Annotated in this window: 20 protein-coding genes; 8 read left to right on the top strand and 12 right to left on the bottom strand. The window is 70.1% G+C overall.

Annotated elements, in window-relative coordinates; genetic code table 11:
* Nucleotides 1-1,148: 1,148 nt before the first annotated feature.
* Both ABT160_RS24620 and ABT160_RS24615 read left to right on the top strand, forming a co-directional pair.
* Complete coding sequence (locus tag ABT160_RS24620) at nt 1,149-1,769, top strand: hypothetical protein (protein ID WP_351649940.1); 621 nt, start codon at nt 1,149-1,151, stop codon at nt 1,767-1,769.
* Between the two features lie 55 nt (nt 1,770-1,824).
* Nucleotides 1,825-2,241, top strand: coding sequence for a helix-turn-helix domain-containing protein (locus tag ABT160_RS24615; RefSeq protein ID WP_351649939.1), 417 nt, complete (start codon nt 1,825-1,827; stop codon nt 2,239-2,241).
* A 518-nt stretch (nt 2,242-2,759) separates the two neighbouring features.
* Here ABT160_RS24615 and ABT160_RS24610 read toward each other — a convergent pair.
* Entirely contained in the window at nt 2,760-3,065 is a 306-nt protein-coding gene (locus tag ABT160_RS24610; RefSeq protein WP_351649938.1) for a hypothetical protein, read from the bottom strand.
* A 653-nt stretch (nt 3,066-3,718) separates the two neighbouring features.
* Entirely contained in the window at nt 3,719-4,192 is a 474-nt protein-coding gene (locus ABT160_RS24605; RefSeq protein WP_351649937.1) for a hypothetical protein, read from the bottom strand.
* 344 nt (nt 4,193-4,536) lie between these two features.
* Here ABT160_RS24605 and ABT160_RS24600 point away from each other — a divergent pair, with 344 nt between their 5' ends.
* The gene (locus ABT160_RS24600) at nt 4,537-5,043 is read left to right on the top strand and encodes a hypothetical protein (RefSeq protein WP_351649936.1); all 507 of its coding nucleotides are present in this window, start codon (nt 4,537-4,539) and stop codon (nt 5,041-5,043) included.
* Nucleotides 5,044-5,294: 251 nt separating this feature from the next.
* Here the strand turns inward: ABT160_RS24600 and ABT160_RS24595 are convergent, their stop codons facing one another.
* The 6 genes from ABT160_RS24595 to tap all read right to left on the bottom strand — a co-directional run bounded on the left by ABT160_RS24595 (nt 5,295) and on the right by tap (nt 9,635).
* Complete coding sequence (locus tag ABT160_RS24595; RefSeq protein ID WP_351649935.1) at nt 5,295-5,555, bottom strand: hypothetical protein; 261 nt, start codon at nt 5,553-5,555, stop codon at nt 5,295-5,297.
* Nucleotides 5,552-5,857: a DUF6247 family protein gene (locus ABT160_RS24590; RefSeq protein WP_351649934.1), complete on the bottom strand. Its 306-nt coding sequence runs from the start codon at nt 5,855-5,857 to the stop codon at nt 5,552-5,554. The genes ABT160_RS24595 and ABT160_RS24590 overlap by 4 nt, the downstream gene beginning before the upstream one ends.
* 77 nt (nt 5,858-5,934) lie before the next feature.
* Nucleotides 5,935-6,516: a hypothetical protein gene (locus tag ABT160_RS24585; RefSeq protein WP_351649933.1), complete on the bottom strand. Its 582-nt coding sequence runs from the start codon at nt 6,514-6,516 to the stop codon at nt 5,935-5,937.
* A gap of 14 nt (nt 6,517-6,530) precedes the next feature.
* Nucleotides 6,531-7,088: a telomere-protecting terminal protein Tpg gene (gene tpg / locus ABT160_RS24580; RefSeq protein WP_351649932.1), complete on the bottom strand. Its 558-nt coding sequence runs from the start codon at nt 7,086-7,088 to the stop codon at nt 6,531-6,533.
* A 3-nt stretch (nt 7,089-7,091) separates the two neighbouring features.
* A complete protein-coding gene (locus ABT160_RS24575) occupies nt 7,092-7,457 on the bottom strand; it encodes a hypothetical protein (protein ID WP_351649931.1) in 366 nt (121 codons plus the stop codon).
* A gap of 60 nt (nt 7,458-7,517) precedes the next feature.
* Nucleotides 7,518-9,635: a telomere-associated protein Tap gene (gene tap, locus ABT160_RS24570; RefSeq protein ID WP_351649930.1), complete on the bottom strand. Its 2,118-nt coding sequence runs from the start codon at nt 9,633-9,635 to the stop codon at nt 7,518-7,520.
* 295 nt (nt 9,636-9,930) lie between these two features.
* On the opposite strand from tap, the gene ABT160_RS24565 reads away from it, so the two are divergent.
* Nucleotides 9,931-10,467 (top strand): hypothetical protein, encoded by a 537-nt coding sequence (locus tag ABT160_RS24565; protein ID WP_351649929.1) that lies wholly within the window; start codon nt 9,931-9,933, stop codon nt 10,465-10,467.
* Here ABT160_RS24565 and ABT160_RS24560 read toward each other — a convergent pair.
* Nucleotides 10,397-11,482 carry a hypothetical protein gene (locus ABT160_RS24560; RefSeq protein WP_351649928.1) on the bottom strand — a complete coding sequence of 362 codons (1,086 nt, stop codon included), beginning with the start codon at nt 11,480-11,482 and terminating at the stop codon, nt 10,397-10,399. The genes ABT160_RS24565 and ABT160_RS24560 overlap by 71 nt on opposite strands.
* A 288-nt stretch (nt 11,483-11,770) precedes the next feature.
* Between ABT160_RS24560 and ABT160_RS24555 the strand changes: the two genes are divergently transcribed.
* Nucleotides 11,771-12,199, top strand: a complete 429-nt coding sequence (locus tag ABT160_RS24555; protein WP_351649927.1) for a hypothetical protein — start codon at nt 11,771-11,773, stop codon at nt 12,197-12,199.
* Nucleotides 12,200-12,304: 105 nt separating this feature from the next.
* On the opposite strand, the gene ABT160_RS24550 is transcribed toward ABT160_RS24555, so the two are convergent.
* Nucleotides 12,305-13,330, bottom strand: coding sequence for a fatty acid desaturase (locus ABT160_RS24550; protein ID WP_351649926.1), 1,026 nt, complete (start codon nt 13,328-13,330; stop codon nt 12,305-12,307).
* A gap of 175 nt (nt 13,331-13,505) precedes the next feature.
* On the opposite strand from ABT160_RS24550, the gene ABT160_RS24545 reads away from it, so the two are divergent.
* The gene (locus tag ABT160_RS24545) at nt 13,506-13,760 is read left to right on the top strand and encodes a hypothetical protein (protein WP_351649925.1); all 255 of its coding nucleotides are present in this window, start codon (nt 13,506-13,508) and stop codon (nt 13,758-13,760) included.
* A gap of 105 nt (nt 13,761-13,865) precedes the next feature.
* Here the strand turns inward: ABT160_RS24545 and ABT160_RS24540 are convergent, their stop codons facing one another.
* Nucleotides 13,866-14,774 carry a hypothetical protein gene (locus ABT160_RS24540; protein WP_351649924.1) on the bottom strand — a complete coding sequence of 303 codons (909 nt, stop codon included), beginning with the start codon at nt 14,772-14,774 and terminating at the stop codon, nt 13,866-13,868.
* Between the two features lie 120 nt (nt 14,775-14,894).
* Complete coding sequence (locus ABT160_RS24535; RefSeq protein ID WP_351649923.1) at nt 14,895-15,650, bottom strand: GntR family transcriptional regulator; 756 nt, start codon at nt 15,648-15,650, stop codon at nt 14,895-14,897.
* A 109-nt stretch (nt 15,651-15,759) separates the two neighbouring features.
* On the opposite strand from ABT160_RS24535, the gene ABT160_RS24530 reads away from it, so the two are divergent.
* Nucleotides 15,760-16,041 (top strand): hypothetical protein, encoded by a 282-nt coding sequence (locus tag ABT160_RS24530; RefSeq protein ID WP_351649922.1) that lies wholly within the window; start codon nt 15,760-15,762, stop codon nt 16,039-16,041.
* Nucleotides 16,038-16,937: a diaminopimelate epimerase gene (gene dapF / locus ABT160_RS24525; protein WP_351649921.1), complete on the top strand. Its 900-nt coding sequence runs from the start codon at nt 16,038-16,040 to the stop codon at nt 16,935-16,937. Before ABT160_RS24530 ends, dapF begins: the two co-directional genes overlap by 4 nt.
* Nucleotides 16,938-16,993 lie beyond the last annotated feature (56 nt).

The raw sequence follows: 16,993 nt of genomic DNA, 5'->3' as shown, positions 1-16,993 counted from the left end.
CGGAGCATGTCCCGCTCCGCGGGACATGCTCCGGCAAGCCGGAGCATAGAGAGCGAATTGCGCAAGCGCAATTCGGATTCCCGCGCAAGCGCGGGAATGGAATTCCGTAAACGGAATTCCTGACGGAATGCAATTCGCGCAAGCGCGAATTGGAGGCGACCGCGCAAGCGCGATCACCCAGACTGACTACGAGGGGAGGTGCATCGGGTGCAGGACTGTGTAGGGCTTGGGGTTCTCAGCCACCATCCCTGCAACAAGGGTGACGGACTGTCGGCTCGATCGGGTGTCGGCCTCACTGTAGTGACGGGCTCCGCTGCGCTCCACCCGAACCACTCCCCCAGCCTCGAAACCGGCCGTTCACGTTCACTAATACCCTGCCATCATACATGCCGACCCCTTGCTGTGTGGCGGATTCCATCAGGTATCACCCGAGAGTGGGAAGGTGTGGCTTGTATGATGCATCACTGGTGCTAGCTGTGTAGCGTTTGGGCTCCAGGCGCGTCAGCATCAGCCCCGGCCATAAACTTACCTGATCAATTCGATTCATGCGGACTGGAATAACCTCAGCCACAGGACGGAAGCCCGATATGCGAATGCCGGAATTCGGCGTGCGGAGGTACATGAGCCGTCCGGCCGCCAGGCCGTACGGCGGAGCTCATCAGCAACACTGGCCACGCCTGCAGCGTTTTGAGCGTCACGGTCGGTGCCGCCCGATACTCAGAGCCGCTGCTGTTGTCCCGAGCCCGCACCGGACCATGGTGCCGCACGCGAAGCGAGCTCAGCCACAGGCGCCGGCCCCCTCGAACCGGTCGTTGTCGAGGGCGACACGCCCGTCGCCGAAAGCTGCTTGTGCCGCGCGGTGCGCAGCGTGGCTGTGGGGGTTCAGGTGGCGGCCGGTCTCTAGTGACACATAAGAGCGTTCCGCGCTGAAAATGGTTCTGACCTGCGGTGATGCGAAACCGTTTGTTCTGGAGATCCAGAACAAACGGCTCCCGGGTGTTCTGGATCTCCAGAACAAAGACCCCTCGAACCTGACGGGTCATCAGGTCACCGCGCGCCACGGTTTGTTCTGCCCTTCCAGAACAAGCCGGTTTACCTAGTGCTACCGTTCAGGCTGAAATGTTGATCATCTCTGGAGGACTGTGCTGATGGACCAGCTGCCGATCGTCCGCCCCGGCGAGCGAGTTGTTGCGCGGTCGGACGGCAAGGGCGGCTTGATCCTGGGCGTGGAGAAGATCAAGGGCCGTGAGTTCGCCGCGAGTGCGGAGTGCAGCGGCTACGTGCTGGACGCCCGGCTGCTGATGGACGTCCTCGGCAGCCTCAAGATGCCCGGCTCCTGGTTCCAGGTCTGGTGCAAGCTCGTGGCGCTGCAGAACGCCAACCGCGCCGACGACCAGACCCGCGCCGCCGCCCGCGGCTTCGTGAAGACCAACCAGCGCGACCTCCAGGCCCGGTGCAACCTGTCGGCGGCCTCGGTGAACGAGGCGTCGCAGTTCTTCGCGCACGTCGGCTGGATGCGGACCGCCAAGCGCGGTGTCCTCCAGCTGAACCCGTGGCTCACGGTGGCCGGTACCTCCGGCGAGCAGGAGAAGTGGCAGGCGCTCTGGAACAGCGCGGAGGGCCCGGCCTGCATCATCCCGCACGCCGACTACCCCACCGAGTGGCGCCAGGTGCGGGAGGCGGAGAAGAAGGCCGCGGAGTCCGCCCGGCGTAAGGAAACGGTCGTCACGCTCCGGCAGCGTCGGCCCGTTCGTAAGGCGAGCGCATGACCTCGCGCGCCATATCCTCGGTACACGTCGACCTGATCGGAAGTGGTGAGGCTCCGTGAGCAGCTCTTACGTCCCCAGCCCTCCCACAGAGGCTCCCGTCGCCATTCCCCGTGCTGTCCTGCGCCTCCTGTCGCTGGTCGATGTCTCCACCGCCGGCCGCCGGGTCCTGGACGAACTGCTGTACCTCAGCGACCCAGAGGCCGGCACTGCCGCGATCAGCCAGAACGAGATGGCGCGCGAGCTGGGCGCCAGCAAGCCGACCGTGAACCGCGGCTTCAAGGAGCTCCGCGAGTGCGGGCTGGCCTGGAGCCTTGAAGATGGCCTCTACCAGCTCCACCCGCTCCTCACCGGCGGCAAGGTCGCCTACCCCATGCCGATCCCGGAGATCCGAGCCGCCGAGCCCGAACGCTTCACCGCGCAGCGAAGGGCCCGGTTCGCCGCCCAGATGGCCAACCTCGCTGCGACAGGCTGACGCGGAGGGCCCTCGCAAGTCCTCCAGCGGTCTCTCGGCCCCGCGAAGACACCAAGGCGCTGCACCCCGGGTGCAGCGCCTTCGTCGTACCTGTTCACGATCAAGCCGGTAGCACTAACTAAACCGCCTTGTTCTGGGAGAGCAGAACAAACGTCAGCCGCTCCGCCGTCCTTGCCCGCCGCAAGGATCGGACGGCCGGTAGCACCAGGTGAACCGGCTTGTTCTGGAAGAGCAGAACAATCAGTGCCCCTCGGAGCCCGGGCGGCATGCAGCAGCTGTGCATAGATCTCCCGCCGGGCGTAGCCGAGGATGTGCCGCGGCTCTACTGTCCGCCTGCGGAGCAGGGAGCGCGGGCTCATGCTGCAGCACGCAGCAGCTGGCCGTGCTGCACCCGCCGGACCAGGCTTGCTACCCGTGCAGCACCCTTGTCCCGCCCGGCCCATGCAAATGCTGCGCCCACCCCGCACTCGGGCCTACTGCTACCCGGGGTCCACCACCAGGAGCACGAGCAGCAGCACCTACAGCACCGTCCCGGCCAGGGCCCGGCGGTCACCGGTCAGGGCGTAGCGGCGGGCAGCAAACCCGTGGTCGAGCGGCTCCCCGATCTGCTCGCACAGCAGCACCAGGATGTCGGCGGCCTCGGAGTCGGACAGGTACGCCGGGGCGATTTCGAGCATCAGCTCCCCCATCGCGTGGCTGCTGGCGACGAGGTCGTCGACGACGCGGCGCAGCGCGGCGACGGCCGGGTCTGCCGCCGGATCGGCGGGCGGTGGTGTCGGGGCGGTGCGGACATCGCGGACGGCCTGGCGGACCACAGCGCGCACCGCGGCGGCGTCGAGGGCCTGGAGACCACTGTGGGCGAGCGCGGCGAGTCGGCGAGCTCAGCTCCGCGACGGTGTCCGTGCGGCCGGAGACGGCGATCAGGGCCCGCTGACACAGCCCGTAGTCGAGCGCGGCCGCGGCGCTGGGGTCAGTGTCTCGCGTGCGAGACGTCCCAGGGCTGGCGGCGACGGCGCCGTGGATCGCGGCGAGCGTGCGGGCGACCTCGAGGAGCCGGTACGCCTGGGCGCGGCTGATGTCGAACTCCGCCCGGCAGTACGCCTCCCAGCTGCCGTGCCCGAGGGGCGCCCAGATGCGGACGGCGTGCGCGTTGCGCACCCGGGTGGCGAGGACCGCGACGGAGCGGCGGACGTCGTCCATCGCCTCCCGCAGCCCGGCCGTCATCTGCCGGGCACGTGCTGCGGTGAGCAGCGGCTGCCCTGGTTCGACGATGTGTTCCTGGTCCTCGTCGTGTTCGCCCACGACGCCATCGTCGTGCGGGTCGGCGTGCTTCACCAGGGGCGTACGCGAGCACGGGCAACAGCGTCCTCTCACACCCTTACAGCCCTCACAGTGCACCGCGTCTACCTGGGGAAACGGCCTGTGAGCCTCCTAGCCTGGCAGCGTGCTCGGCGCCGCAGTGCCTCGTCGGCGGCGGTCAGTACCGCCGTCCGTGTCCGGGCAGGCCAGCAAGGATGGCGTACACGCTCGAGCTGCCGCTGCTGTCGGCGCGCTCGGGGTTCGAACTGTCGCTGCTGTCGAGGCGCTCGCGCCGCCACCCGTGGGCCGGTGGGGCCGCGACCATCCGTACGACCCCTTGCCCGGCCGGGCGTGGGGTCGGTGCGGAGATCGGCTCTCCGGACAGCGGGCACCGCTCGCCTTCCGGCATGTGGTGTTCGGCGAGTTTGTTCTTGAGGGTGGTTCGTGCCCAGGTGCCGCAGGCGCACTCGTAGCTGTCCTGGATCTCCTCGCCGCCCAGCACGACGGTTCTGGACTTCGGGCAGGTGCCAGGGCCTGCCGGTGCGGGGTGCTCGTAGAGGCGGCCGGTGGCCAGGCTCGCCTTCGTCCGGGTGCCGCAGGCAGGGCAAGTGATCGGCTTCGTCTTCCATGGTGCCCGGCCTTGCTTCGGCATCTCGTCACCCTTTGCTCGGCCAGTGCGCCCATTTGGTCAACTCGGCTTTGCTGCAGATCAGTTGGGTTCTCCCCGGGCTTGCTCGCTTCTACACCTCCCCTCTGCGCCCCGGGCCAGGGCTTCACCGTGGGCTCCTTCTTTCGGGTGTTTTCCCTCCTCTGGTCCTTCCGGCCCAGTGACCGATGGGTCGCTGCCGGTTCGTTTCCGGGCCGGAATCGTGAGGTGCTCGCGGGTCGGCCAGGCGACCGCCGTGGCTCCGAGGCCCTCGGCTCGTTGAGCCTCCGGCCGTACCGCCGGGCCCTATGGCGGGGTGGTGACCGCTGCTGTGATGCGAACGAGGACCGATGTCGAAGAAGCCCGCCCATGACCCGACGTACGGCTACGACCATGAGACGAGAACGGTCCGGGTCGGTCAGCACGACCTGGCGCGGCTGCTGCTGATGTTCCGCACGCTGATGTGCGAGCAGTCGCCGGGAAAGTGGAAGCACATGGACGACTTCGACCTGTCCTTCGAGCGCCTCGCGGACGCGGTCGACGCCAGCTCGGAGCTCCGGTACGGCAAGCACTGGACAGGGCCTGATCTGCGGATGCGCTGCACCACGACCGAGCCGGCCTACACCTGGCCGACGGGCGCCCCGTACGACGGAGAGGCGACGTTCACCTGGAAGGTGCCCAGCTACGGCTCACACGCCACCAAGGACAAATCCTTCCGCGGCATCACGCACGAGGCACTGTGCGGGTTCAGCTGGGCGAAGGGCGACCGGCCGCGCCAGGTGGCGGGTCCGCCGGAGTGCGCGGAGTGCCGGCGCGAGGTGCAGCTCGGTGCCGAGCGTCCGCGCGGCCCCTGGTGATCGACCATGTGGATACGCGTTGCCACCGGGTGGATATCCGGCTGGATACCCGTTGCCACCGAATGGCGGTGGTGCCGCGAGAGCCGGCGCGAGGCTCAACTGGGCGCTTGAACGTCCTCGCAGTGACCGGTGACAACTGTCTGGGTACACGTTGCCGCCAGGGTGGCTACCGATGGCAACGGCAGTGGCTACAACCGGAAACACCCTGGTACTGGGACTGTGATGCCGCGACCGGCTGCCTGCTCGGGCGGCTATCCGAGCCAGGTGATGGTGAGGACGGACAGGCGGTGTAGGGGCCTGTTGATCCAGTAGGTGAGTGAGAGCTGGCCGACAAAGGCGTGGCGCACGTCCTCGCCCTCGGGGTCGTCGGTGTTGAACGGCTGGAAGCCGAAGGGGTCGGCCGCGGCGGCGTCCAGGACGTTCCACACGGTGGCTCGCGCGTGCTCGGGCAGGGCGTCGAGGACCTTGGCGGACGGGAGCGAGAAGCGGACCTCGTACGGCCGTGCGGTCACAGGCGCTTGGTGCGGAGTTCCACCATGTCGATGAAGTCGCTGTCGTCGTAGCCGGAGGCGACGAACGCGTCGACGCCCGGGGCGGAGGCGATGCGGCCCTGCCACTCCCGGACGACTTCGTAGAGCCCGCCGAGGGAGAACGTGCGTCGCGATTCCTCGAGCGCGGCCGCCCACTGCCGCTCGAAGGCCGGCACCCAGGAGTCGGCGCGCGCGTCGGCGCGCAGCTGGGCGAGTAGTTCGGCCGGCGCCCCGGGCGCGGGGGCGTAGGTGGTGACGGGGGCGTGGTCGGGCTGCGCGCTCATCTGGTCCTCCCGACGGGTCGTCACCTCACCGTACGCGCGCCGAGTGGCCGTGGATGCGGACATGGGCCAGATCCCCCTTACCGGGTGCGCAGGGCGCGGGCGACGGCCTGGGCGTGCTCGCGCAGAGGGAGGTCCTGCTTGTCCCAGGTGGCGGCCACGTAGTTGAGGAGTTCGGCCGTGGCGCGCTCCGAGTCGCTCGGGTCGCTGACGAGGAGCCGGTCGGCGACATAGGCAACGTCAGCGGCCGGGGTGGAGTGGTCCTGGTCGTCGGCGGGGCGGTAACCGGCGGTCAGTGTGAGGGTGTACTCGTTGCCGGTGCGGGTGAGCGCGGTGATGGTGTTGAGGTTGAGCGGCCCGAAGGACGGCTGTTCGAGGGCGGCGCGGATGAAGTGCCAGTGGTTGCCGATCGCGGCGGCGACGGCGTCCCAGGCGTAGGCCGCCCGCTCACCGTCGGGGTTCGGCTCCACGGTGGTGAGGGACAGTTCGAAACCGGTGCCGTCGGCGTCACGGAACCCGACGGTCTCGTCGCCGGGCGAGGCCGGGGCGACGAAGGTGATGTGCGGGCTGCGGCGCAGGGCGTCGGCGATCCGGACGGCGTCGTGATCGGCGTCGAGCAGCGGGCTTTTGTCGCGGTCGATGGCCGGAAATTCCGTGGTCATGTATTCGCTCCTAGTCAGTAATCCAGATCGAGGTAATCGATGTCGCCGATTTCCACGTCCGACAGTCCCATGGCGCGGCTTCCGCCGTCCTGGAAATACACTTCTTTGAAGCCTTCGGCGATGATTCCGCGCATCTCCTGGTCGCTGGCGCCGGTGTCACGGGCGTCGAAGAGGCGCTGCGCGTACGTGGCGGGGAGCTTGACGGTGAGGCGGCGGAAGCGGCCGTCGTCGGTCGATCCGGCGGAGGAGGTGTACCCGAACCGGGCCCGGGTCTCCACCGTGATCCCGCCGGAGGTGGCGGCCTGCTTCTGGCGGCGCTTGCGCACCAGCGGCTGCCAGCGGGCCTTGACCGTGTCGTCGATCTTCGCGGCGATGTCGGGGCGGGCGTGCTTGCGGGCGCCGCGCCGGTAGCGGTTGACGGAGTCGGCGGTGACTCCAAGCTCCTGGGCGACGGCCTTGGCGCTGCCGAACTGCTTGATCAGGAATCCGACCTGGCCCTTGAGCGTCTTGGGCGGGTCCTTGGTGAACGCCTCGCGGTCGGCCCGCTGGATCGCGTCCTCGATCTCGTTCACGGCTCAGTCCTCGTAGGAGTAGCGGTCAGGGACCGGTTGGGCGTCCTTGGCGGCGTCGAGGTTCACCACGAGGCGCTCGGCGATGCCCTCGCTCTCCGGGATGAGGTAGCGAAGGGCGCGCAGTTCGCTGACGGCCTTGCCGAACGCTTCCCGGCCCTCGGCGGCCAGCCGCTCGGGGCGGCTGAGCGAGGTCAGCTGGTGCATCAGGGGGCGATCGTCGTCGGCGTATCCGACGGTGAGCTCGGCAAGGACGCCCCGGGCGCGCCAGGTCAGCCGCATGTCGCGCATCGCCTGGGCGAAAAGGATCGGGTCGTGGCCCGCCGGCTGGGTGGGCAGGGCCCAGCGGGGAGGGCGCTTGCGGTCGGTCATGGTTGGAACCCTTCGGGTGCGGACTGGCAGGACGAGTGGGAGGGCGGGCGCCGGGGTGGGCTACTCGCCGTCTTCGAGGACGGCGTCGCCGCCCTTGATGTGGCGGGCCGGGTTCAGGCCCTTCTCCATCAGGTCGACCGCCCACAGCATCGGCTGGACGCCTTCCAGCTTGGCCAGGCCGGGGGTGGGCCCGAGGCGGAACCCGCCCGGCTGCGGCTTGCCCGAGGCGGCGTAGGGGAGGAAGTCGAGCGGGCTCTCACCCGGGCTCGGGTAGACGACGCAGTCGGAGAGCACGGCGAGTGGGTAGAGCCCGGTCATCCGCGCCATGTTGCTGAGCTTGCGGTGCATGTTGACCCGGGCCTTGCTGATGACGGCGGCCCGGATGTCGGGGCGCCACGTCGGCCGGGAGAGAGCGGGCCAGGTCTCGCCCTCCTTGTAGTGCTTGCCCTGAGGGCGTTCACGGAGCTTGCCGACACCGCCCTTCACCGTTGCCTTGATCGCGGACAAGACGGCGGCCAGCGCCGGGTCGTTCTGCTTGTGCTGCTCCATCGCGGCGAGGAACGCCGTGTCGTCCAGGTCCTTGGTGACGCCCATGTCGGCGAGGGTGTCGACGTAAGCCGTCTTGAGGCGGTCGTGCCACGGGTCGAGGTACGCGCCGGTCTCGCGGCGCAGGTACGCCTCGATCGGGTGCACGTCGTACCCGAGCTCCTGGGCGTAGGCGAGGGTGTGCGTCTGGTACCAGGCCGGGCCCGTCGGCCGGGAGCCGTCCGGCGTGAACGGGCTGGGCAGGCGCGGGTCCTGCTCGATGTGGGAGAGGTCGGCCAGCCAGGAGCCGGGGATCTTCGGGTTGAACTTCGGGCCGTGGAAGTGGTCGGGGGCGGAGAGGCCGACGACCAGGCGGGCTGCGGCAGCGAGGAAGGCGGTGTTCAGGTCGAGGCCGACCGCGTACGGCAGGGTGCACTCCTCATCGGACAGCGTCTCCACCGAGCGGATCCACTGGTAGGCCTCCTCGTTGAGGAAACCGCCGGTCCAGCCGGAGTTCACGACGACGGGGTGCTCCGGGGTGGCCTCCGGCGGCGCCGGGTCCATCGGCTCGGTGCCCAGGCTGCCCGCGTTGTAGCCGGAGACCCAGTTACCGGTCTGAGGGTCCTGCACGGCCTTGGTCGGTGGGCGCAGCGCGGTCATCAGTTCCAGGCCGGAGACGGCGGTGGAGCCGCGCGGGGTGATGACCCGCTGGGCGTACACCCCGAGGACGCGGGCGATGTCGGCCGGCGCCATCTCGGCGACGCCGGGCCAGGAGCGCTCGTCGAGGGCATCCCAGGACAGGATCGCCAGCTGCACGCACTGGCGGTCGCGGCCCTGGGCCTTGCGGTAGATCCGCGCCCACGGTCCGAAGCCCCGCTGGGTGAGCTGCCACTTCGCCTTCGCGACCTGCTTGACGACCGGGTGGTCCTCGGGCAGGCGCAGGGAGCGGCGCTGTTCGTGGCCTTCCAGGCGCTCGGGCAGCCCCAGCTTCACGGCGGCGGCCGCGGTGAGCACGATCAGTGGGTCAGAGTCTTTGCCGTACCGGTTGAGCTTCGCGGCGCCCAGGCCGGACTCGTGCAGCGTCCACTCCACCAGCTCCGGCACGGTCGTCGCCGGGCAGTCCAGCACGATGCCGCCCACCGCGTACGCGGAGCCGTCGCCGTCCAGGACAGCCAGCGGGCCGTGCGGGAAGCGCGGGTCGGTCGCGGGCGCGGCCTTCTTCGCGGCCGGGCGCCGGGACGGCGTCGCGGTGCGTCCGGCCGGACGGGCGGGGCGCTCCGGCGCGGTGGAGGCCTGCGCGGGGTCGGTGGTGTCGGCGGCCTCGGGTGCGGCCGGGCCCGCCGTCGTGGCAGGCACCGGGACAGGCTGCGGCGCGGCCACGGTGGTCGCGATGGCCGTTCCGTGGGCCGGGTACTTCGCCGCCCACCCCTTCAGTAGCCGCTGGTAGGCCTCCAGGCGCGGCGGCTTCGGCTCGGAGCGGCCGTTCTCCCAGTTCTTCACCGTCTGGGTCGTCGACTTCAGGGCCTGCGCGAGGCGCGCCTGGGTAATTCCGGCGGCCTCGCGCAGCCGGGCGCGCTCTGCCGGGGGCGGGAGCTGCGGCTCCTCCTCCAGCAGTGCATCGATGTTCGCGAACAGCTCTTCTTCGGACGCCATGTCAATCTCCCTCCGTGGCCTCACCCTAGCATCACTTACCCTCTAGATTTAACCCTATCATTTAACCCTTCCGGATTGTCTCTCGGGTGTGTAGAGGACACCTTCCGCAGGTCTTGCCACACAGCAGACAGGCGACGCGCCTCACCACCTCACCTGCAAAAACATGGTGTGAGGCTCACAGCGGCCGGACCCGGACACTGATGGTCGGCTCCGAGTCCAGGTGCTCTGATCGGCCCGGGCCCCCTGCTCCCTGGGAAGGCACATCGGCTCGGCGCTGGTCACTACTGTCGCGCGCATGGAGAAGCAGATGTCCCGCCTGGACCACTGGGCGCTGCGGGCGTTGCTGTGGCTGGCCGTGCTCGCAACGGCCCCGCTGTACCTGGCGTGCCTCTACCGGATGGGCGAGCGCTGGGGCCGGCAACTGCCCGCCGGCGACGATCTGCGCTTCTGGCTGCCGATCGTCGTACCGCTCACCGCGTTCAGCTACACCACGATGTCCAGCCTGTCCTGGTGGCACAGCACCGAGGAGCGCCCCTATCTACTGGGGCGCACGGGTTGGTGGTTCCTGATGGTCTTCGCCATCGCCCTGTCCCTGATGGCGGGCGTGTTCGGCTCCCCGCACCACGACATTGCCGCGCTCCTGCTGGCCGCGATGCTCACGGCCATGGGCGTCCTGGGCCTGTGGCTCCTGCCGCCCGCCCTGTCCCCGCAACTGCTCCTCACTCTGCGGCCGAAATCGGGGTCGTGCTCGGGACGCGAGCTCACTTCTCCGTCTTCTGCGACCGATCAGGGGCGGGAAGATGGTCGAGCACTCCCTGGAGCAGCGCGTTGACGTAGGAGCGCGGCGGAAGGTCGTCCATGTCGATACGGCTGGCCTGGGCGCTGATCTGACGGTGCAGGACGTCGTCGGCGGGGTTACGGAACTCCGCGAGCTTCTTGACGTAGGCCTTGTCGGTCTGGCCCCAGGACACGTTGGAGACTACGCCGCTGAACTTGGCCTGCCCGAAGACGGGCGGCACGTGATCGAGGATGGCGCGCAGCAGCATCTGACAGGCATAGGGGTTGCCGCCGGCGTGGTTGTCGTTGAGTTCGCGGGCAAGGGCCAGGAGCTTGTCCACTCGCAGAGCGGTGTCCTTGGCCTCCAGGTCGAAGAGCAGGCCTTCGCTCACGTACGGCCCCGGTACGGGCCCCGGGGGCGCTGGGATAGCAACGGCAGCCGGCGCCGTAAGGTCCCCGGCCATGGCGGTGACCCGCGCTGTGGTGGTGCGCGCGTACTCCTCGAGGGTCGTGACAGAGCGGTAGTGGCGCAGTTCCCGGGTGAGTTCGCACGACCAGGCGCCGCTGGCAGGGACGCTCCGCGACCCGTTCCAGGTCGCGGGCTCCAGGCCCAGGAGCCCGTAGAGCCGGACTTGGAAGTTCTCGGGCAGGCCGGGGAGCTTCGCCAGGATGGTGTCGAGGGTGAAGCGCTGCTTGACGACCATCTGGGTCGACACCACAGCGATGCGCTGCATCCCGACCAGAACGTCCAGGACCTGGAGGAACGGCTCTCCGATGTAGGACCGCAACTCCGGCAGGTGCAACGCGGCCGCGATCGTGAGGGCTGGCCGGTCGTCCTCGGCGATGTGGGGCCCAAGGTGGGAGGTGAGACCGTAGGAAGGCCCGACGTGGCCGGTGGATCCGACCCGAGGCAGGGAACGGATCAGCTCCTGGGCATCAACATCATGCTGATCCAGCGTCGCGACGGTGAACTGCCAGACGGGCCACTCCCCTCCCATGAGGTACTGGTGCGCCATGGTGCGAAGGAGCAGGCTCTGAGCCGGGGAGAGCGGAGCCGTCAGGTCGTTCAAAGTCGTGGTCTTTCCGTCAGTACGTGGATCACGCTCGTGACCCAAGCCAACACGGAGCGGCACCAGGCGCACAATGCCTTTCCCGCAGTGCGCCGCCCGTGGCTGCTCGGCCCCCCTATTCACCGCCGACCGGGGCGAGATCTTCCAGCGTGATGTTCTCGCCGCGCGGGCGCACTTTGGTCCCGCGAGCAGTTCCGCGGGGGATAGCGGCCCGGACAGAACCGCGGTGGTGGCCTACGGTCGTGGTGGCGTGGGGCGCTCATCATCCAACCAGTTAGGCGAACATCAATGAACTGCTGGCCGATCCCTGCAGCTCCCTGCGTCCGTGTCTATCTCAGCGACCCGTACGCCGACCAGCTCGGCGGCGACGAGGCCCGCCATCTGCTGGCCGCCGCCTTCGCCAACCACCTCGCCGGTGTCGAGCCGCAGCTGTCCTGGGGGACCTTGTACGACGTGGCCTGCGTACGGCAGCTGCACGACCTCGCTGATCTGTTGCTCGCCGCCGACGGCCGCGCGCTGCCTCCTGCGGAGCACCTGCCCCCCGAGGCGGAGGCCCTGGCCATGGAGGCGGCGCGGGTTGCCGAACGTATCCGCCGCGAGGCGGCCACGCTCCAGCTCGGCGTCGTCGTCTCGCGCGCCACTGTGAGCAGGCGGTCTGCGGTTCGCGCTGGTCGTCCTCTCGCCGGAACTGACGGAGGCGGAGCCGAGGCCGGTTAGGTGCGCGCCCTGCAGGCTGGGGTACTGCCTGCGGCTGGTAGGCGCGACCGAGGCCCTCGCCGGGATGCAGCGAGGGCCTCGGTCGTACGCGGGGTGATGGGCGCCCTACACCTTGACCGGTTCCTCGCAGGCGGTGACCGCGTTGAGGGCGTGGTGGTGGCGGGCGGTCACGGTGTGAGCTCCCAGGGCCAGGCCGTGGGGCGTGAAGTGAGGTGGGGGGAGGTGGCGTTCGAGGGCGGGGAGGTAGTTCCAGCGCAGGCCGGGGTGGGCGGAGTGGGCGTAGTGGTGGAGGTCGCCGTAGGGGAGCCAGGTGGCGGCCGCGAGAGCGGCGAGAGCGCGGTTGCGGGGGTAGAGGCGCAGGCAGCGTCCGGCTTCGACGTGCGGCTGGGGACCGGTGCGGTGTTCGGGGTCGAACCAGGTGTGTTCGACGATCAGGCTGAGCCAGGCAAGGAGCGGGTAGAGCAGCAGGCGCGGGAGGAGCCAGCCCGCGAACAGGCCTGTCCATCCGGCCGTGAGGTAGGCGGCCGCGGGGACCGTGAGGAGTGCGGCCTGGCGGGCGGGGTGGGCGCGCAGGTCGCGGGCGAGGCCGGTCAGCGTGGCGGCGGCGCCGGCGGGGGTGAGCGGGTGGAGGAGCGCGAGGGCGAAGCGGATACGGCTGACGCCGGGACGTAGGCCTGCCTGGTGCAGGTCGGTGAGGTTGGGATCGGTGGCGAGGGTGGCGGCCGGGTGGTGGTCGCGGACGTGGCGCTGGTGGCGTACGGCGACGGGGGCCAGTCCGAGAGGGAGGTGGGCGAGGGCCTCGGCCAGGAGGTGGTTGGCGGTCCGGGTGCGGGCGAGGACGCCGTGGACGGCGTGGTGGCTGGCCTCTTGCAGGTGGCGCAGCTGGACGGCGACGCCGAAGGCGGCCGCGACGGCCAGGGCGGGGTGATGGGCGGCCAGGAGCCAGAGGCCGGCGATCTGGGTCCACTGTCCGGCGAGCAGCAGCGTGGGGGTGAGGTTGTTGGCGCGGGCGCGCTGCAGGGCGAGGAGCTGGCGGGCGGGGGCGGTGTGTGGGGTGTGGCGGGCGAAGTGCAGGCGGTCGGCCTGGCGCAGGAGTATCCCGGCGGTGATCAGGGATAAGGCGGTGAACATGACGGTCCCCCCTGGGGCAGGGGCAGGGACATCCCCCGCCCGACTGACACGCACAGTACAGCTAGTGCACTAGATGTGCGGAGGGTGGTCATGTTTCGTGTGCTGACGCGGGGGACGGGCGGTCCGGCGGGCTGGGATACTGGGGGCTGACTCCGGACGACGAGGGATGACTGGCATGCCTGAGGACGAGCTCGCACAGGGTGAGATCGCGGCCCTGACCCGCCGCTACGAGAACAACCTGCAGATCCTGCGCGGGGACATCGCCGGCCTCGACAACCGCCTGATGGGAGTCGAGCAGTCGGTCACCGCGGCCCGTCACGACGTCCACGACCTGCGTGGCGAGGTGCAGGCCATGAACGACAAGATCGACCGCAACCAGGCGCAGATCGTCGAGCTCCTCACCCAGCTGGTCGGCCGCAGCGCCAAGTAACGGCCCGGTCGGCCCTCCGCGCGACGGGGGCTGCACGAGCGGACAACGATGGAAGGGACCGCAGCCGATCGGCTGCGGTCCCTTCGGTGCGTCTGAGGGTGTGGGTCAGAGGGCGGCGACGGTGGCGTTGACCTGTTCGGCGTCCCAGGTCCCGGCGTCCAGCTGCGGGCGGGCGACAGCCTCGTAGGACTGCAGGGCGCGGGGCGCGGAGTCGGCGCCTTGGCCCCAGACGGACTCGAAGCGCGCGGTCCAGCGGCCCACGCCCTTGAAAAAGACGCTGGAGCGGCCGCGGTTGTACTCGGCGTCGCCCTGCTCCTCCTCCACCAGGGCCGCGGCGTGGGCGAAGACGACGAAGTCGACGGCCTGCTCGGCGCGCAGCCGGTCGCGTACCGCAAGGCCGCAGGTGACACCGAGGTCGCGATGCTGGCCGATGAGGTCCAGCAGGGTGCGGGCGAACTCTTCCTTGGCGAGGTCGGCGGCGTAGACGACGAAGAGCCGGTCGATGCGGCCGCCGGCCTCGGTGAAGCGGCGGTTGGCCGCGATGTACTCACGGCGGCCGGTCAGCAGAGTGGGGTTCGTGGTCAGGTCGGCGGCCAGAATCCGCTGAGGCTCTGAGCGGGCTTCGGTGACGGTTTTGACCAGCAGCGCCGACAGGCGCGGTACTTCGGAGGCGTAGACCCGCAGGTGGCCGTCGGCGATCTCGCCGTAGTCGGATATCAGCTCGGCCTCGAGCTGCGCGCGGACATGGTCGTAATACGCGGCATCGTCCATGGCTGCGAGGTTATTGGCCCGGCGCAGCGAGATGAAGTTTTTTCGCAGCCACAGGTGGCCCGCCGCCAGGAGCACGATGAGGAGGGCCTGCACGGCGAGCAGGGCCTTGAGGTTGACCCGGTCGACGGCCCAGCCGACGACGGGCACGGCCAGGCCGACGATGCCGATCGCGGTTCCGAGGGCGGGTGACCCTAGGGCGGCCGTCGCGCGGCTGAGCGGGTCCCGGCGTGCGGCCTCGGGCATGGTCGGCTCCTCCCCCAGTCGCCGCCCTCGTACGGGGCGGCGGGTCGACGGTTCCCCGGGCCCGGGGAACCGGTACAGCCAGTGGCGCAGCAGTTCGGTACGTGGCGCCCGCGCGGGTGTTCAGGCCGGCGGCGCGGTGAGAGTGATGTCGTAGTCGATGTCCCAGCGGTCCGCGGGGATGAGCAGGTCCGCGGTCTCCACCGGGCGGTCCTCGCGGTCGTAGAAGGTCCGCTCGATCCAGGTCGCTAGCGAGCCCACCGCGACGCCCAGCTTGCTCGCCTGCTCGCGGTCGACCTGGACGGGCCGGGGGCGTTCAGAGGCGCGGGCGACCGTGATGTCCAGGTGGGCCATGCGGTCCACGACGCTTGCCCCGGCGAAGGGCCCGCCGTCGGGCAGCACCACCACGGTGCCGCCGGTGATCGCCATCGGCTCCCAGCTCACCGCCGTCATCACCGGCCGGCGCGCGGTGTCGAGGAACTCGTACTCGGTGCGCACGCACAGCGCGCCCTCGCGGATGTCCAGGCGGGCGGCGATGTTCTCGGGGGCGGGGGTCTTGGCGGTGGAGTGGGCGTCCCAGGTCGCGATCCCGGCCGGGGCCAGCGGTACCGGCGGGGTGCCGGGGGCGGGGCTGCGCCGCATGAGCAGGCGCGGGCGGGGTTCGCGTACGTAGGTCCCGGCGCCGGGGCGGCCCTCGAGGAGGCCTTCGGCGATGAGCGTCTCCTGGGCCTTGCGGATCACGTTCTCGCCCTCGCCGAACTCGGCGCCGAGCTGGGCGCGGGAGGGCAGTCGGTGGCCGGTGGGCCAGGTGCCGTCGGTGATCCGCTCGCGGAAGGCCTCGGCGACGCGCTGGTAGCCGGCCGGGGTGCTGTCGGCCATGGATCTCCTCGCCCGCGGACGTGCTGACTGCTGGTCAGTACCGGGTTGACGACCGGCCCTCAAAAATCTAGTGCACCAGCTAGGATCTAGTGCACTAGAAGTGCTCCGAGTGAGCATCGGCGGTTCGGTGGGGGACATCGTGGCCAGCGCACAGCACGGCACCACGCTCCGCACGGCCCTGGACGCACTCACCCGCCTGACCGGCACCGAGCCGCGCACCACCACCGACGCCCACGGCGTGACAGTCGAGATCGACGTCGACGCACAGCTCACCGCCCGCTGGCAGGACCTCGTCGACATCCTCGACCTCGCCACCGCCTACGGCATGAGCACCACCCGCGCCCGCAGCCACGTCTGGCTGCGCTTCACGGAAGAGACACCCCGCCCATGACCGCGCTCACGTACATCCCCTTCGCCAAGGGCCACGGCACCGGCAACGACTTCCTCATCCTCCACGACCCCCAGGACCACCTCGAGTTGCAGCCCGACTACATCACCCAGCTGTGCAGCCGCCGCGAGGGCCTGGGCGCCGACGGACTGCTGCGCCTGGTGCGCACCACCGCCCACCCCGACACCCGCGCCATGGCGGGCCGTGCCGAGTGGTTCATGGACTACCGCAACGCCGACGGCTCCACCGGATCCATGTGCGGCAACGGCGCCCGCCTGGCGGGCCGCTACCTCGTCGACGCCGGCCACCACCTGCCCGGCCACTTCTCCCTCGCCACCCGCGCGGGCCTGCGCGACCTTCACGTCCCCGCCGACCCTCACGAGGACGTCGCCGTCGACATGGGCCGCCCCAACCTGCCCCGCCCCGCCCGCGTCCACGTCACCGTCGGCGAACGCCGCTGGCCCGCTCTGCACGTCGACGTCGGCAACCCCCACGCCGTCGTCTTCACCAACGACCTCACCCAAGCCGGCGACCTCCAGCAGCCGCCCCGGATCACCCCGGCCGGCGCCTACCCGCACGGCACCACGGTCGAGTTCGTCCACAACCTCGGCTCCCACCACCTGGTCGTGCGCGTCCACGAACGCGGTGTCGGCGAAACCCCCTCCTGCGGCACCGGAGCCTGCGCCGCCGTCACCGCCGCACGCCACGTCGGACCCCAGCCCGCCGGACAGGCCCGCTACGCCGTCGACTTTCCTGGCGGCCGCCTGCACGTCGACGTCGACACCGACGGCGCCATGACCCTGAACGGGCCCGCACTCCTCACCGCCCGCGGCATCCTCGGCCTCCAGGCCAGCCCCCATGTCCTCGCCCGCGCCGCACCCGCAGCCACCTTCGACTGAGCCGGAGCAGTCGCCCCGACCGCTGCAGGATCAGAGAGACAAGGGCCGTCGCCAGC

Source organism: Streptomyces sp. NPDC001941, assembly GCF_040296945.1.
GTDB lineage: Bacteria > Actinomycetota > Actinomycetes > Streptomycetales > Streptomycetaceae > Streptomyces.
The sequence above is the reverse complement of the archived record's forward strand: the minus strand, read 5'-3'. Positions and strand labels throughout refer to the sequence as shown.

Bases quoted from the DNA above. Each gene is read 5' to 3' on its own strand.
- ABT160_RS24575 (WP_351649931.1), bottom strand. From the start codon at position 7,457: ATGACCGACCGCAAGCGCCCTCCCCGCTGGGCCCTGCCCACCCAGCCG.
- ABT160_RS24600 (WP_351649936.1), top strand. From the start codon at position 4,537: ATGTCGAAGAAGCCCGCCCATGACCCGACGTACGGCTACGACCATGAG.
- ABT160_RS24555 (WP_351649927.1), top strand. From the start codon at position 11,771: ATGAACTGCTGGCCGATCCCTGCAGCTCCCTGCGTCCGTGTCTATCTC.
- ABT160_RS24535 (WP_351649923.1), bottom strand. From the start codon at position 15,650: ATGGCCGACAGCACCCCGGCCGGCTACCAGCGCGTCGCCGAGGCCTTC.
- ABT160_RS24605 (WP_351649937.1), bottom strand. From the start codon at position 4,192: ATGCCGAAGCAAGGCCGGGCACCATGGAAGACGAAGCCGATCACTTGC.
- dapF (WP_351649921.1), top strand. From the start codon at position 16,038: ATGACCGCGCTCACGTACATCCCCTTCGCCAAGGGCCACGGCACCGGC.
- tap (WP_351649930.1), bottom strand. From the start codon at position 9,635: ATGGCGTCCGAAGAAGAGCTGTTCGCGAACATCGATGCACTGCTGGAG.
- ABT160_RS24620 (WP_351649940.1), top strand. From the start codon at position 1,149: ATGGACCAGCTGCCGATCGTCCGCCCCGGCGAGCGAGTTGTTGCGCGG.
- ABT160_RS24565 (WP_351649929.1), top strand. From the start codon at position 9,931: ATGGAGAAGCAGATGTCCCGCCTGGACCACTGGGCGCTGCGGGCGTTG.
- ABT160_RS24545 (WP_351649925.1), top strand. From the start codon at position 13,506: ATGCCTGAGGACGAGCTCGCACAGGGTGAGATCGCGGCCCTGACCCGC.
- ABT160_RS24590 (WP_351649934.1), bottom strand. From the start codon at position 5,857: ATGAGCGCGCAGCCCGACCACGCCCCCGTCACCACCTACGCCCCCGCG.
- ABT160_RS24540 (WP_351649924.1), bottom strand. From the start codon at position 14,774: ATGCCCGAGGCCGCACGCCGGGACCCGCTCAGCCGCGCGACGGCCGCC.
- ABT160_RS24585 (WP_351649933.1), bottom strand. From the start codon at position 6,516: ATGACCACGGAATTTCCGGCCATCGACCGCGACAAAAGCCCGCTGCTC.
- ABT160_RS24550 (WP_351649926.1), bottom strand. From the start codon at position 13,330: ATGTTCACCGCCTTATCCCTGATCACCGCCGGGATACTCCTGCGCCAG.